Source organism: Streptomyces sp. NPDC001348 (assembly GCF_053597535.1).
Genome location: NZ_JBSFIK010000019.1, coordinates 121,760 through 135,228, shown reverse-complemented (window position 1 = coordinate 135,228; position 13,469 = coordinate 121,760). Strand labels below are relative to the sequence as shown.

The window sequence follows — 13,469 nt, the reverse complement described above, 5'->3', positions numbered from 1 at the left end:
TGTTCTTTGTTTGGTTGTGATGGTGACGTGCGTGGGGGTTTGTGCTTTGATGTGTTCGGTTCTGTTTGGTGCCTTGCTGGGTGTACGGATGGAGAGTCGCGGTGAAGAAGACCCCGACCCGGTTGGCCGACGGGCGTGAGCTCATCTACTACGACCTGAAGGACGACGCGGTACGCGACGCGGTGGACCGGCGCCCGCTCGAGCGCACAGTCACCACTTCGGAGGTACGCCACGACCCGCTGCTGGGTGATGCGGTGGCCATCGCCTCGCACCGGCAGGGCCGCACCTACCACCCGCCGGCCGACGAGTGCCCCCTGTGCCCTTCCACGAGCGACCGCCTGAGCGAGATCCCGGACTCGTCGTACGACGTGGTCGTCTTCGAGAATCGTTTCCCCTCGCTGGCCGGAGACTCGGGCCGCTGCGAGGTCGTCTGCTTCACCTCCGACCACAACGCCTCCTTCGCCGATCTGACCGAAGAGCAGGCGCGGCTGGTGCTGGACGCCTGGACCGACCGGACCTCCGAGCTGTCGCACCTCCCCTCGGTCGAGCAGGTCTTCTGCTTCGAGAACCGCGGGGCCGAGATCGGCGTGACACTGGGACATCCGCACGGACAGATCTACGCGTACCCCTTCACCACCCCCCGCACCGCGCTGATGCTGCGCTCACTGGCCGCCCACAAGGACGCCACCGGCGGGGAGAACCTCTTCGACAGCGTCCTGGAGAGCGAACTCGCCGGCGAGCGGGTCGTCCTTGAGGGTGAACACTGGGTGGCCTTCGTGCCGTACTCCGCGCACTGGCCCTACGAGGTCCACCTGTATCCCAGGCGCCGCGTCCCCGATCTGCTCGCGCTGGACGAGGCGGCGCGCTCAGAGTTCCCCAAGGTTTATCTGGAACTCTTGAGGCGCTTCGACCGGATCTTCGGGGACGGTGAGCCTCCCACGCCGTACATCGCCGCCTGGCACCAGGCGCCGTTCGGCCAGCTGGAGGACTTCGATGGCGTGACGCGGGACGACTTCGCGCTCCACCTCGAGCTTTTCACCATCCGCCGCACCTCCGGCAAGCTGAAGTTCCTCGCGGGTTCCGAGTCCGGCATGAACGTGTTCATCAACGACGTGCCGCCGGAGCGCGCGGCCCAGCGACTGCGAGAGGTAGCGAGTTGATGAGCGGGAAGTACCTGGTCACGGGTGGTGCGGGTTACGTCGGCAGCGTGGTCGCCCAGCACCTGCTGGAAGCCGGCCACGAGGTCACCGTCCTGGACAACCTCTCCACCGGCTTCCGGGAGGGCGTGCCCGCCGGGGCCGCCTTCGTCGAGGGCGACATCCGCGACGCGGGCAAGTGGCTCGACCCCTCCTACGACGGCGTGCTGCACTTCGCCGCGTTCTCCCAGGTCGGCGAGTCGGTCGTGAAGCCCGAGAAGTACTGGGACAACAACGTCGGCGGCACCATGGCCCTGCTCGGCGCCATGCGTGAGGCCGGCGTGCGCCGGCTCGTCTTCTCCTCCACGGCCGCCACCTACGGGGAGCCGGAGCAGGTCCCCATCGTCGAGACCGCCCCGACGAAGCCCACCAACCCCTACGGCGCCTCCAAGCTCGCCGTCGACCACATGATCACCGGCGAGGCCGCGGCCCACGGGCTCGGCGCCGTGTCGCTGCGCTACTTCAACGTGGCCGGCGCCTACGGCACGCAGGGCGAGCGCCACGACCCCGAGTCGCACCTGATCCCGCTCGTCCTCCAGGTCGCGCAGGGCCGCCGGGAGTCGATCTCGGTCTTCGGCGACGACTACCCCACCCCGGACGGCACCTGCGTCCGCGACTACATCCACGTCGCGGACCTCGCCGACGCCCATCTGCTGGCCCTGAAGGCCGCCACCCCCGGCGAGCACCTGATCTGCAACCTCGGCAACGGCGAGGGCTTCTCCGTCCGCGAGGTCATCGAGACCGTCCGCAAGGTCACCGGCCACCCGATCCCCGAGGTCGTGGCCCCGCGCCGGGGCGGCGACCCGGCGGTCCTGGTCGCGTCCGCCCAGGCCGCCCGGGAGCGCCTGGGCTGGCAGCCGTCCCGCACGGACCTCGCGGGTATCGTCGCGGACGCGTGGGAGTTCGCCCAGCACATCGCAAGGGAGCAGTAGTGGGGGCACAGCAGGTCCGCGAGGACTTCGTCCGGCTGTACGGAGCCGAGCCGGAGGGCGTCTGGTCGGCGCCCGGCCGCGTCAACCTGATCGGCGAGCACACCGACTACAACGACGGCTTCGTCATGCCGTTCGCACTGCCGCACGAGGCGACCGCGGCGGTCTCCCGCCGCACGGACGGCCGGCTGCGCCTGCACTCGGCGGACATCGAGGGCGGGGTCGTGGAACTCCCCCTGCACGCCCTGGCACCGGAGAGCGACCGCGAGTGGACGGCGTACCCGGCGGGCGTGGTCTGGGCGCTGCGCGAGGCCGGCCACCCGGTCACCGGCGCCGACATCCACCTGTCCTCGACCGTCCCGACCGGCGCGGGCCTGTCGTCCTCGGCGGCCCTGGAGGTCGTCGTCGCGCTCGCCCTGAACGACCTGTACGAGCTCGGCCTGCAGCGCTGGCAGCTGGCCCGCCTGTGCCAGCGCGCCGAGAACGTCTACGTCGGCGCCCCCACCGGCATCATGGACCAGACGGCGTCCGCGTGCTGCGAGGGGGGCCACGCCCTCTTCCTCGACACCCGTGACCTGTCCCAGCGGCAGATCCCCCTCGACCTCGCCGCCGAGGGAATGCGCCTGCTCGTCGTCGACACCCAGGTCAAGCACGCCCACAGCGGCGGCGAGTACGGCAAGCGGCGCGCGGGCTGCGAGAAGGGCGCCGCGCTGCTCGGCGTGGACGCCCTGCGGGACATCCCCTACGACGAACTCGACCGGGCCCTCGCCCGCCTCGGCGACGAGGAGGAGGTGCGCCGCCTGGTGCGCCACGTCGTCACCGAGGACCAGCGGGTCGAACGGGTCGTCTCCCTCCTCCAGGCGGGCGAGACCCGGGCGATCGGCCCGGTGCTGACCGAGGGCCACGCATCCCTGCGGGACGACTTCCGCATCTCCTGCCCCGAGCTGGACCTGGTCGTCGACACCGCGCTCGCGAACGGCGCCCTGGGCGCCCGGATGACCGGCGGCGGCTTCGGCGGCTCGGCGATCGTCCTCGCTGAGGCCGCCGACGTCGACACCATCACCAAGTCCGTGGAGGACGCCTTCGCCGCGGCCGGCTTCACGGCCCCCCGGGTGTTCGAGGCGGTACCGGCGCCGGGGGCGCGGCGGGTCGGCTGACGGCACCCGCTCACCCGGATCACACGGGCCCGCGTGCGGGCCGGTGGCCGTTACCCCCGCTCATGCACGGTCCTACGGCGCCGGCAGGGCCGCGCGCTCGGCCTTCTCCAGCCAGTCGGTGTACCAGCGGGCCCGGCCCCGCTGTCCGCCTGTCGACCGGCACCAGGGACATGGACCGGTGCCGGAGTCCTGGGACGTGCGGGCCGCTCACCCCAGCCGCTTCGTGAGCGTGTACTCCGTGATCCCCGGGGGATAGCCGGGGATCACGCACACCACCTCGTAGCCCTGTTTGCGGTAGAAGTCGGGGGCCTGGAAGTCCCAGGTCTCCAGGCGGGCGTGACGGCAGCCGCGGTCGGTTCGGGCGATCCGCTCGGCGGCGGCGAGGAGGTGGGAGCCCAGGCCCGCGCCGCGGTGGCGGGCGTCGACCCACAGGTAGGTCACGTGCAGCCAGGTCGCCCAGGTGTGACCGACCAGCCCGCCCGCCAGAGCGCCCGTCTCGTCCGACGCCCACACGTGCAGCGGACGCTCCCGCTCGCCCGGGGTGCCGCGCAGGGCGGCCAGGACGGGGGACGCGGCCGTGTTGGCGTCGCGCAGGCGGGAGCGGAGAAGATCGTGCCGGGCCTTGTCGACTTCCGCCTCAATACGAAACATGCGGCACACCATAAACGCGCTGGACGGTCAGTTCTGCAAATAGCCTTCCGCCGCCCGCCCCGGTCCGTACCCTGATGTGCAGCACCGGTGGGGGCCGGTGCTGATCAGGGGGCGAGATACGCGGGTACGACACCCGCGGTGGGGGTAGCAGTGTCCGCGCGGCGGCGGCCGTGCGGTTGTGTTTCCGTCAGCCGTGGGGTCGTGCCCGCAAGGTCGTCGTTTCCCGGACCAGTGGGGGTTTCAGTGGTTCGCATCCGAGTCCTGGTCGTCGACGACCACCGTATCTTCGCCGAGTCGCTCGCCGCGGCCCTGGCCGCCGAGCCCGACGTCGACGTCTCCGCCGCCGGCAGCGGCCCGGCCGCGCTGCGCTGCATGGAGCGGGCCGCCGGCGAGGGCCGCCGCTACGACGTGCTGCTCGTCGACGCCGACCTGGGCGGCCAAGCGCCCGGCATACGCCCGGCCGTGCCGGTGCAGGAGGTCGGCGAGGAAGGACTCGTCGACGGGATCTCGCTGGTCGCGGGCGTACGCGCCGCTCAGCCGGGCGTACGGACCGTCGTCCTCGCCGAGAAGGACGACCCGCGCCGGGCCGCCCTCGCGCTCCAGGCCGGCGCCTCGGGCTGGGTCGCCAAGGACTGCTCGCTGTCCCGGCTGCTGAACGTGATCCGGGGCGTGCTGCGCGACGAGACCCATCTGCCGCCGGCCCTGCTCACCGGTGTGCTGCGGGAGCTGACCGCCGCACGCAAGCACCGCACCGAGAGCGAGCGGCTGGTGGAGTCCCTCACCCCGCGCGAACGCGAGGTGCTGCGCTGCATGGTCGCCGGCCTCGGCCGCAAGGCGGTCGCCGAACGGCTGTTCCTCTCCCCGCACACGGTGCGCACCCACATGCAGAACGTCCTCGGCAAACTGGGAGTCCACTCCACACTCGCCGCGGTCGCCCTGGCCAGGCGGGCAGGCGTCGGCCCGGCCGACCTGGAGCCTGCCGGGCGGGTCAGGGCGGAGGAGACCAACAGCGCCTGAGCAGCATGCGGGAGCGGGGCATGGTGCGTGCAGCTGCAAGGCGGAGGAGGGAGTCGATGCGGAGCATCGAGGACCGACGACAACGCCGCAGATGTGCGTGCCATGCCCCGCGTCTCCGGCCTGACCCGCCCGGCAGGCTCTCAGCCGGGGATGTTGTCGAACGGGGCGGTCAGCTGGCGTAGGAGGCCGGCCAGCTCGCCGCGCTGGGCGGTGGTCAGCTCCGCGAGGATCGCCCGCTCCTGGTCCAGCAGCCCGGCCAGCGCCTGGTCCGCGCGGTCGCGGCCCTCGGCCGTCAGCCGGACCAGCACGCCCCGCCGGTCGCTCGGATCGGGCAGCCGCTCCACCAGGCCCTTCTTGGCCAGCCGGTCGATGCGGTTGGTCATCGTGCCCGAGGTGACCAGGGTCTGGGTCAGCAACTGCCCCGGCGAGAGCTGGTACGGCGTCCCCGCGCGGCGGAGCGCGGTGAGCACGTCGAACTCCCAGGGCTCCAGCTGGTGCTCGGCGAAAGCCAGCCGGCGCGCCCGGTCCAGGTGCCGGGCCAGTCTGCTGACCCGGCTGAGCACCTCGAGCGGTTCCACGTCGAGGTCCGGGCGCTCCCGGCGCCACGCAGCGACCAGCCGATCGACCTCGTCCTCCATGACGATCAGTGTAGTGGTTGTGTCGATGTGAAGTCTCTTGATGTCAAGTTTCTTGACGTCAAGATGCCGGGGCTGGGAAGGTGGAGCACATGACCGCTCCCGCCTGGGACCCCGCCCAGTACCTCCGGCACGCCGGGCACCGCGCCCGCCCCTTCGCCGACCTCCTCGCCCGCGTCCCCGACCTCCCCGGCGAACCGCCCCGCATCGCCGACCTGGGCTGCGGCCCCGGCAACGTCACCGCGGTGCTCGCCGAGCGCTGGCCGGCCGCGCGGATCACGGGGTACGACAACTCGCCCGAGATGCTCGACAAGGCCCACGTCGACCACGCCGGCCCCATGGCGGGCGGCGGCCGCCTCGACTTCGCGCCCGCCGACGCCCGCACCTGGACGCCGGGCGAGCCGCACGACCTGATCGTCAGCAACGCCACGCTCCAGTGGGTACCGGGACACGTCGAGCGCTTCGCGGACTGGGTCGCGGCCCTGAAACCCGGCGGCACCTTCGCCTTCCAGGTGCCCGGCAACTTCTCCGCCCCCAGCCACCGGCTGATGCGCTCCCTGGCCCACTCCGCCCGCTGGGAGGACCGCCTCGCGGACGTCCTGCGCCACGGGGACGCGGTGCTCACGCCCGAGGAGTACCTGGACCGGCTGACCGGGCTGGGCTGCACGGCGGACGTGTGGGAGACGACGTACATCCATCTGCTCCCGGGCGAGGATCCGGTCCTGGACTGGGTGAAGGGCACGGGCCTCAGGCCGGTCCTGACCGCCCTCGCCGACGACCCCGAGGCGCTGGAGGATTTCCTGGCCGAGTACCGGACGGCCCTGCGCGAGGCCTACCCGGCGGGCCCGCACGGCACGCCGTTCCCGTTCCGGCGGATCTTCGCCGTCGCGACCAGGGAGGCGTGATGATCGCGGCCCTGGATCATGTGCAGCTGGCGGCACCGCCCGGGAGCGAGGACCTGCTGCGGGCGTACTACGTGGACGTCCTCGGGATGACGGAGATCCCCAAGCCGCCGGCGCTGGCGGTGCGCGGGGGCTGCTGGTTCCGGGCGGGGGCCGTGCAACTGCACCTGGGGATCGAGGCGGCCCCCGCCGGAGGCGGAAAATGTCAATTCCGGCCCGCGAGGAAGGCGCACCCGGGGCTGCGGGTGACGGGCATCGAGGCGTACGCGGCCCGGCTTGTGGCGCTCGGAGCGCCGGTGGCCTGGGACGACAACCTCCCGGGGCACCGGCGCCTTTACTCGGAGGACCCGGTGGGGAACCGGCTGGAGTTCCTGGAGCCGTTCAGGCCGTCCGGCCGAGGTGAGTGACGAGGATGCGAAGCACGTCGTCTTCGATCACGTAGAGGACTCGGTAGACGCCCACGCGCAGGCGCCGGATGTTGGAGCCGTAAGGGGTGGAGTCGGTGGGGCGCGGTGCCTTGGCGAGAGTGTCGACGGCTTCGTAGACGGATGCTAGTCCGACGGGATCCTCCTTGAGGAACCGTACGGCCTGGTTCGTGGCGTCGGGCTCCCAGATGATGCGGTAGGTCACGGACGCAGCCCCAGGATGCGTCCGACCTCTTCGTGGGGAATGCCCTCGCCCAGCGTGCCCTCAGCCTTGCGCCGCTGGTAGTCGGCGACGGCCAGGGCGTCTTCGAGATCCTCTATCACCTGCGGTGAGACAAGGAGCGCGGCCACATGCCCGTGGTCGGTGAGGGCGATGGTCTCGCGGCTGTGGGCCGCACGGCGGACCAGGTCGCCGAGCTGGGAACGGGCTGCGCTGATAGCAATCTCGGTCATGCACCATAAGGTGCCACAAGATGCATCTTGCGGTCTATTGATGTCACCTCTTCGGGTGAACTCAGCTCCTCCTGTGCCCGATCAACCGCGGCCGCTGCTCCAACCCGTCCAGGCCATGCCAAGCCAGATTCACCAGGTGCGCCGCCACCTCCGCCTTTTTCGGGCGGCGCACGTCCAGCCACCACTGACCGGTCAGCGCGACCATCCCGACCAGCGCCTGCGCGTACAGCGGGGCCAGCTTGGGGTCGAAGCCGCGGGACTTGAACTCGCGGCCCAGGATGTCCTCCACCTGGGTGGCGATGTCGGAGATCAGCGAGGCGAAGGAACCCGTCGACTGCGGGATGGGCGAATCACGGACCAGGATGCGGAAACCGTCCGTGTACTCCTCGATGTAGTCCAGCAGCGCGAACGCCGCCTGTTCGCACAGCTCACGGGGATGGCCGGCGGTGAGCGAACTCGTCACCATGTCCAGCAGGCGCCGCATCTCGCGGTCCACCACCACCGCGTACAGGCCCTCCTTGCCGCCGAAGTGCTCGTACACCACCGGCTTGGACACCCCGGCCTTCGCCGCGATCTCCTCCACCGAAGTGCCCTCGAACCCCTTCGCCGCGAACAGCGTGCGGCCGATCTCCAGCAGCTGCTGGCGGCGCTCGGCACCGGTCATCCGGGTACGACGCGCACGCCGCGGCTTGTCATTGCTGGGAGTGCTGCTGGAGTCGGTCGCCACGGCGTCAATCATGCCGCCTCGGCGGTCTCCCTCCGGCGCCGGGAGCCGTCTTCCCCGGTGTTACGGCGCGAATCGATACGCGAGCGTGACGGCCAGCGCACGTCGTACGCCCAGCCGAGCTTCTCGAACCAGCGGATGAACCGGGCCGAGGAGTCCAGCTGCCCGCGCATCACGCCGTGCCGCGCCGAGGTCGGGTCGGCGTGGTGCAGGTTGTGCCAGGACTCCCCGCAGGACAGCACCGCCAGCCACCACACGTTGCCCGAGCGGTCCCGCGACTTGAAGGGGCGCTTGCCGACCGCGTGACAGATCGAGTTGATCGACCACGTCACATGGTGCAGCAGAGCCACCCGCACGAGTGAACCCCAGAAGAAACCGGTGAACGCGCCCCACCACGACATCGTGACCAGCCCGCCGATCACGGCCGGCAGCGCCAGCGACACCACGGTCCACAGCACGAACTGCCGGGAGATCGCCCGGATCGCCGGGTCCTTGATCAGGTCCGGAGCGTACTTGTCCTGAGGAGTCTGCTCCTCGTCGAACATCCAGGCGATGTGCGCCCACCACAGGCCCTTGACCAGCGCCGGAACGGTCTCCCCGAACCGCCACGGCGAATGCGGGTCCCCCTCCGCGTCGGAGAACTTGTGGTGCTTGCGGTGATCGGCCACCCAGCGCACCAGGGGGCCCTCCACCGCCAGCGACCCCATGACCGCCAAAGCGATCCGCAGCGGCCGCTTCGCCTTGAACGAACCATGCGTGAAGTACCGGTGGAAACCGATCGTGATGCCGTGGCAACCCAGGAAGTAGAAGAACACCAGCAGACCGAGATCCAGCCAGCTCACCCCCCACCCCCACGCCAGCGGCACCGCCGCCAGCAGCGCCAGGAACGGAACCGTGATGAACAGCAGCAGGGTGATCTGCTCGATCGAACGCTTCTGCTCACCGCCCAGCGTGGCGGAGGTCGTCGGAGTACCGGTCGGCTGCGAGGCGTCTTCCATCACATCGGAACTTGAGGTCATGCGCGTCCCCTGGGGGGTCGAGGGTCAAGAAAGGTGCCAGGTGACAGGAGCCGAACGGGACTTGACCAACGCCTCCCTACGGTTCCGTAACCTACGGCGTCGTAAGTATGGCAGCGTGCCGACCGGCGGCAAGAGCCCGACGGCCTGCGCGTCCGCGTGGACACCTATCCTTGGTCTCGGTCGGACAGCGCGGTCCGCTCTGTTTTCTTCCCGGATGCCCGGCCCGTATGCGGCGCTGCGCCGCGCGGCACACGGTCCAGGACCGACGGGTTCCCCTCCCAGACGAGCTTCAACACTGCAAGGAGCCGCACCTGTGAGCAGTGCCGACGACCAGACCACCACGACCAGCAGCGAGCTGCGCGCCGACATCCGGCGACTGGGTGACCTCCTCGGCGAGACCCTCGTCCGGCAGGAAGGCCCGGAACTGCTCGAGCTCGTCGAGAAGGTCCGCCGACTGACCCGCGAGGACGGCGACGCCGCCGCCGAACTGCTGCGCGGAACCGAACTCGAAACCGCGGCCAAGCTGGTGCGCGCCTTCTCCACCTACTTCCACCTGGCCAACGTCACCGAACAGGTGCACCGCGGCCGCGAACTGCGCGCCCGCCGCGCCGCCGAAGGCGGCCTGCTCGCCCGCACCGCCGACCGCCTCAAGGACGCCGACCCCCAGCACGTCACCGAGACGGTCAGAAACCTCAACGTCCGCCCCGTCTTCACCGCGCACCCCACCGAAGCCGCACGCCGGTCGGTACTCAACAAGCTCCGGCGCGTCGCCGCGCTCCTGGAAACCCCCGTCATCGAGTCCGACCGCCGCCGCCACGACACCCGGCTGGCCGAGAACATCGACCTCGTCTGGCAGACCGACGAACTCCGCGTCGTCCGCCCCGAACCCGCCGACGAGGCCCGCAACGCCATCTACTACCTCGACGAACTCCACGCCGGAGCGGTCGGCGACGTCCTCGAGGACCTCACCGCGGAACTGGAACGCGTAGGCGTCAAGCTCCCCGACGACACCCGGCCCCTCACCTTCGGCACCTGGATCGGCGGCGACCGCGACGGCAACCCCAACGTCACCCCCCAGGTGACCTGGGACGTCCTCATCCTCCAGCACGAACACGGCATCAACGACGCCCTCGAGACCATCGACGAACTCCGCGGCCTGCTGTCCAACTCCATCCGCTACGCCGGCGCCGGCGAAGAACTCCTCGAATCCCTCCGGACCGACCTCGAACGCCTGCCCGAGATCAGCCCCCGCTACAAGCGCCTCAACGCGGAGGAGCCCTACCGGCTCAAGGCCACCTGCATCCGGCAGAAGCTCGAAAACACCAAGCAGCGCCTCGCCAAGGGCACCCCCCACGAGGAAGGCCGCGACTACCTCGGCACCTCGGAACTGCTGCAGGACCTGCGGATCATCCAGACCTCACTGCGCGCACACCGCGGCGGCCTCTTCGCCGACGGCCGCCTCGCCCGCACCATCCGCACCCTCGCCGCCTTCGGCCTCCAGCTCGCCACCATGGACGTACGCGAACACGCCGACGCCCACCACCACACCCTCGGCCAGCTCTTCGACCGCCTCGGCGAGGAATCCTGGCGCTACGCCGACATGCCCCGCGACTACCGCGCCAAGCTCCTCGCCAAGGAACTCCGCTCCAGAAGGCCCCTCGCCCCCACCCCGGCCCCCGTCGACGCCGCCGGGCAGAAGACCCTCGGCGTCTTCCAGACGGTCAAGAAGGCCCTCGAAGTCTTCGGCCCCGAAGTCATCGAGTCCTACATCATCTCCATGTGCCAAGGCGCCGACGACGTCTTCGCCGCCGCCGTCCTCGCCCGCGAAGCCGGTCTCCTCGACCTCCACGCCGGCTGGGCCAAGATCGGCATCGTCCCCCTCCTGGAAACCACCGACGAGCTCAAGGCCGCCGACACCATCCTCGAGGACATGCTCTCCGACCCCTCCTACCGACGCCTCGTCGCCCTCCGCGGCGACGTCCAGGAGGTCATGCTCGGCTACAGCGACTCCTCCAAGTTCGGCGGCATCACCACCAGCCAGTGGGAGATCCACCGCGCCCAGCGCCGGCTCCGCGACGTCGCCCACCGCTACGGTGTCCGCCTCCGCCTCTTCCACGGCCGCGGCGGCACCGTCGGCCGCGGCGGCGGCCCCTCCCACGACGCCATCCTCGCCCAGCCCTGGGGCACCCTCGAAGGCGAGATCAAGGTCACCGAACAGGGCGAGGTCATCTCCGACAAGTACCTCATCCCCTCCCTGGCCAGGGAAAACCTGGAACTCACCGTCGCCGCCACCCTCCAGGCCTCCGCCCTGCACACCGCACCCCGCCAGTCCGACGAAGCCCTCGCCCGCTGGGACGCCGCCATGGACGTCGTCTCCGACGCCGCCCACGCCGCCTACCGCAAGCTCGTCGAGGACCCCGACCTGCCGACGTACTTCCTCGCCTCGACGCCGGTCGACCAGCTCGCCGACCTGCACCTCGGCTCCCGGCCCTCCCGCCGCCCCGGCTCCGGCGTCTCGCTCGACGGCCTGCGCGCCATCCCCTGGGTCTTCGGCTGGACCCAGTCCCGGCAGATCGTCCCCGGCTGGTTCGGCGTCGGCTCCGGCCTCAAGGCCCTGCGCGCCGCCGGACTCGACACCGTGCTCACCGAGATGCACGAACAGTGGCACTTCTTCCGCAACTTCATCTCCAACGTCGAGATGACCCTCGCCAAGACCGACCTGCGCATCGCCCAGCACTACGTCGACACCCTCGTCCCCGACGAACTCAAGCACGTCTTCGACACCATCAAGGCCGAACACGAGCTCACCGTCACCGAAGTCCTCAAGATCACCGGCGAGAAGGAACTGCTCGACGCCACCCCCGTCCTCAAGCAGACGTTCGCCATCCGCGACGCCTACCTCGACCCCATCTCCTACCTCCAGGTCGCCCTCCTCAAGCGCCAGCGCGACACCGCGAACGCCGGAGAGGAACCCGACCCCCTGCTCTCCCGCGCCCTCCTGCTGACCGTCAACGGCGTGGCGGCAGGCCTGCGCAACACCGGCTGACCCACACGCACACCACATGACGGTGCCCCCGGATCCACCCGGATCCGGGGGCACCCTCATGCCACCCGCTCACACAGCCACGAAAGCCGCCGTCAGCAGCCCGACCCCCGCCCCCGCCAGCACCCACGCCGCCCGCGTCCGCCGCAGACCACCGGCCACCACCACCGACGCCAGCAACAGAGCACCACCAAGCGGCGCCCACGCATACAGGATCCCCGCCGGACCCGAACGCACCACCTGATCCGAATTCGGCTTCACCACGACGGAGTACGTACCACCCCGGTGCACCGCCACCGTCTGCGCGATCACCACCCGCTTCCGGGCAGTCGACCCCGACGACACCGGCCGGTACGACCCCGTACACGTCCGATCACCACACGACTCCACCGTGATCGTGCCGTGCTCCCGCCCCTTCGTCAGCATCACATGCTGCGCCGTACCCCACGACGCCCACACACCGGCGATCAGGATCAACGCCGCGACCACACCCATCACCGCCACCCGACCGAACCGGAGCGCGACGGACGAGGCCTGACGAGAACGCGCCGCGGAGGCCTGACGGGAACGGGCGGCGGAGACCTTACGGGAACGGGCGGCGGCTGGCATGGCCGGGATCATTCGCCATACCGCGACGACCGGTCAACCCGCCCGGGCGACAAGTCAGGAGTTGTACGTACTCTGCGCCCGCTCCAGCCCGTCGATCACCAGACACTCCACCGCGTCCGCCGCCCGGTCCACGAAGTAGTCCAACTCCTTGCGCTCCGCCGACGAGAAGTCCTTCAGCACGAAATCCGCCACCTGCATCCGCCCCGGCGGCCGGCCGATCCCGAACCGCACCCGGTGATAGTCCGCGCCCATCGCCTTCGTCATCGACTTCAGACCGTTGTGCCCGTTGTCCCCGCCGCCCAGCTTCAGCCGCAGCGTCCCGTAGTCGATGTCCAACTCGTCGTGCACCGCCACGATGTTCGCCACCGGCACCTTGTAGAAGTCCCGCAACGCGTTCACCGGACCACCCGACACATTCATGTACGACATCGGCTTCGCCAGGACCACCCGGCGATTGCCCGGCCCCGGCGGACCGATCCGCCCCTCCACCACCTGCGCCTGCGCCTTGGAAGCCCGCTTGAACCTCCCCCCGATCCGCTCGGCCAGCAGATCGGCCACCATGAAACCCACGTTGTGCCGGTTCATCGCATACTCGGGCCCCGGATTCCCGAGCCCCACGACCAGCCAGGGGGCGTTGGCGGGAGTGCTCACGTCCATGTCTCCTTGATACGCGCCAGCCGCCGTCCCCGAGCGGGAACAGCGGCTGACG

15 protein-coding genes are annotated in these 13,469 nt (G+C 70.5%); 7 read left to right on the top strand and 8 right to left on the bottom strand.

Annotated features, from left to right (window positions below; all coding sequences use genetic code 11):
* Nucleotides 1-101: 101 nt before the first annotated feature.
* From galT to galK, 3 genes are read left to right on the top strand one after another with little or no spacing between them, the layout of a single operon-like run.
* The gene (gene galT / locus ACWC21_RS21320) at nt 102-1,160 is read left to right on the top strand and encodes a galactose-1-phosphate uridylyltransferase (RefSeq protein WP_450884042.1); all 1,059 of its coding nucleotides are present in this window, start codon (nt 102-104) and stop codon (nt 1,158-1,160) included.
* Entirely contained in the window at nt 1,160-2,128 is a 969-nt protein-coding gene (gene galE / locus ACWC21_RS21315; RefSeq protein ID WP_450884040.1) for a UDP-glucose 4-epimerase GalE, read from the top strand. The genes galT and galE overlap by 1 nt, the downstream gene beginning before the upstream one ends.
* A complete protein-coding gene (gene galK / locus ACWC21_RS21310; protein ID WP_450884038.1) occupies nt 2,128-3,282 on the top strand; it encodes a galactokinase in 1,155 nt (384 codons plus the stop codon). The genes galE and galK overlap by 1 nt, the downstream gene beginning before the upstream one ends.
* Before the next feature lie 207 nt (nt 3,283-3,489).
* On the opposite strand, the gene ACWC21_RS21305 is transcribed toward galK, so the two are convergent.
* Nucleotides 3,490-3,945 carry a GNAT family N-acetyltransferase gene (locus ACWC21_RS21305; protein WP_450884036.1) on the bottom strand — a complete coding sequence of 152 codons (456 nt, stop codon included), beginning with the start codon at nt 3,943-3,945 and terminating at the stop codon, nt 3,490-3,492.
* A gap of 231 nt (nt 3,946-4,176) precedes the next feature.
* On the opposite strand from ACWC21_RS21305, the gene ACWC21_RS21300 reads away from it, so the two are divergent.
* Nucleotides 4,177-4,950, top strand: a complete 774-nt coding sequence (locus ACWC21_RS21300) for a LuxR C-terminal-related transcriptional regulator (RefSeq protein ID WP_450884034.1) — start codon at nt 4,177-4,179, stop codon at nt 4,948-4,950.
* Between the two features lie 140 nt (nt 4,951-5,090).
* On the opposite strand, the gene ACWC21_RS21295 is transcribed toward ACWC21_RS21300, so the two are convergent.
* Entirely contained in the window at nt 5,091-5,588 is a 498-nt protein-coding gene (locus ACWC21_RS21295) for a MarR family winged helix-turn-helix transcriptional regulator (protein ID WP_450884032.1), read from the bottom strand.
* A gap of 89 nt (nt 5,589-5,677) precedes the next feature.
* On the opposite strand from ACWC21_RS21295, the gene ACWC21_RS21290 reads away from it, so the two are divergent.
* Together ACWC21_RS21290 and ACWC21_RS21285 are read left to right on the top strand one after the other, a co-directional pair.
* Nucleotides 5,678-6,490, top strand: coding sequence for a trans-aconitate 2-methyltransferase (locus tag ACWC21_RS21290; RefSeq protein WP_450884030.1), 813 nt, complete (start codon nt 5,678-5,680; stop codon nt 6,488-6,490).
* Nucleotides 6,490-6,894, top strand: a complete 405-nt coding sequence (locus ACWC21_RS21285; RefSeq protein ID WP_450884028.1) for a VOC family protein — start codon at nt 6,490-6,492, stop codon at nt 6,892-6,894. Before ACWC21_RS21290 ends, ACWC21_RS21285 begins: the two co-directional genes overlap by 1 nt.
* Here the strand turns inward: ACWC21_RS21285 and ACWC21_RS21280 are convergent.
* From ACWC21_RS21280 to ACWC21_RS21265, 4 genes are all read right to left on the bottom strand, one after another.
* Nucleotides 6,869-7,117 (bottom strand): type II toxin-antitoxin system RelE family toxin, encoded by a 249-nt coding sequence (locus ACWC21_RS21280; RefSeq protein WP_450884026.1) that lies wholly within the window; start codon nt 7,115-7,117, stop codon nt 6,869-6,871. The two genes, ACWC21_RS21285 and ACWC21_RS21280, sit on opposite strands and share 26 nt — an antisense overlap.
* Entirely contained in the window at nt 7,114-7,365 is a 252-nt protein-coding gene (locus ACWC21_RS21275; protein WP_450884024.1) for a type II toxin-antitoxin system Phd/YefM family antitoxin, read from the bottom strand. Before ACWC21_RS21275 ends, ACWC21_RS21280 begins: the two co-directional genes overlap by 4 nt.
* A 61-nt stretch (nt 7,366-7,426) precedes the next feature.
* On the bottom strand, nt 7,427-8,104 hold the full coding sequence (locus ACWC21_RS21270; RefSeq protein WP_450884022.1) for a TetR family transcriptional regulator: 678 nt from the start codon (nt 8,102-8,104) through the stop codon (nt 7,427-7,429).
* Nucleotides 8,101-9,108 carry an acyl-CoA desaturase gene (locus tag ACWC21_RS21265; RefSeq protein ID WP_450884020.1) on the bottom strand — a complete coding sequence of 336 codons (1,008 nt, stop codon included), beginning with the start codon at nt 9,106-9,108 and terminating at the stop codon, nt 8,101-8,103. The genes ACWC21_RS21270 and ACWC21_RS21265 overlap by 4 nt, the downstream gene beginning before the upstream one ends.
* Nucleotides 9,109-9,421: 313 nt before the next feature.
* On the opposite strand from ACWC21_RS21265, the gene ppc reads away from it, so the two are divergent.
* On the top strand, nt 9,422-12,154 hold the full coding sequence (ppc, locus tag ACWC21_RS21260) for a phosphoenolpyruvate carboxylase (protein ID WP_450884018.1): 2,733 nt from the start codon (nt 9,422-9,424) through the stop codon (nt 12,152-12,154).
* A gap of 69 nt (nt 12,155-12,223) precedes the next feature.
* On the opposite strand, the gene ACWC21_RS21255 is transcribed toward ppc, so the two are convergent.
* Both ACWC21_RS21255 and pth read right to left on the bottom strand, forming a co-directional pair.
* Entirely contained in the window at nt 12,224-12,772 is a 549-nt protein-coding gene (locus ACWC21_RS21255) for a hypothetical protein (protein ID WP_450884017.1), read from the bottom strand.
* A 42-nt stretch (nt 12,773-12,814) separates the two neighbouring features.
* Complete coding sequence (gene pth / locus ACWC21_RS21250; RefSeq protein ID WP_450884015.1) at nt 12,815-13,417, bottom strand: aminoacyl-tRNA hydrolase; 603 nt, start codon at nt 13,415-13,417, stop codon at nt 12,815-12,817.
* Nucleotides 13,418-13,469: the final 52 nt, after the last annotated feature.

Excerpts from the sequence above, each read along its gene's own strand:
- ACWC21_RS21295 (WP_450884032.1), bottom strand. The coding sequence starts at position 5,588 with ATGGAGGACGAGGTCGATCGGCTGGTCGCTGCGTGGCGCCGGGAGCGC.
- galE (WP_450884040.1), top strand. The coding sequence starts at position 1,160 with ATGAGCGGGAAGTACCTGGTCACGGGTGGTGCGGGTTACGTCGGCAGC.
- ACWC21_RS21305 (WP_450884036.1), bottom strand. The coding sequence starts at position 3,945 with ATGGTGTGCCGCATGTTTCGTATTGAGGCGGAAGTCGACAAGGCCCGG.
- ACWC21_RS21290 (WP_450884030.1), top strand. The coding sequence starts at position 5,678 with ATGACCGCTCCCGCCTGGGACCCCGCCCAGTACCTCCGGCACGCCGGG.
- ACWC21_RS21275 (WP_450884024.1), bottom strand. The coding sequence starts at position 7,365 with ATGACCGAGATTGCTATCAGCGCAGCCCGTTCCCAGCTCGGCGACCTG.
- pth (WP_450884015.1), bottom strand. The coding sequence starts at position 13,417 with ATGGACGTGAGCACTCCCGCCAACGCCCCCTGGCTGGTCGTGGGGCTC.
- ACWC21_RS21270 (WP_450884022.1), bottom strand. The coding sequence starts at position 8,104 with ATGATTGACGCCGTGGCGACCGACTCCAGCAGCACTCCCAGCAATGAC.
- ACWC21_RS21265 (WP_450884020.1), bottom strand. The coding sequence starts at position 9,108 with ATGACCTCAAGTTCCGATGTGATGGAAGACGCCTCGCAGCCGACCGGT.
- ACWC21_RS21255 (WP_450884017.1), bottom strand. The coding sequence starts at position 12,772 with ATGATCCCGGCCATGCCAGCCGCCGCCCGTTCCCGTAAGGTCTCCGCC.
- ACWC21_RS21285 (WP_450884028.1), top strand. The coding sequence starts at position 6,490 with ATGATCGCGGCCCTGGATCATGTGCAGCTGGCGGCACCGCCCGGGAGC.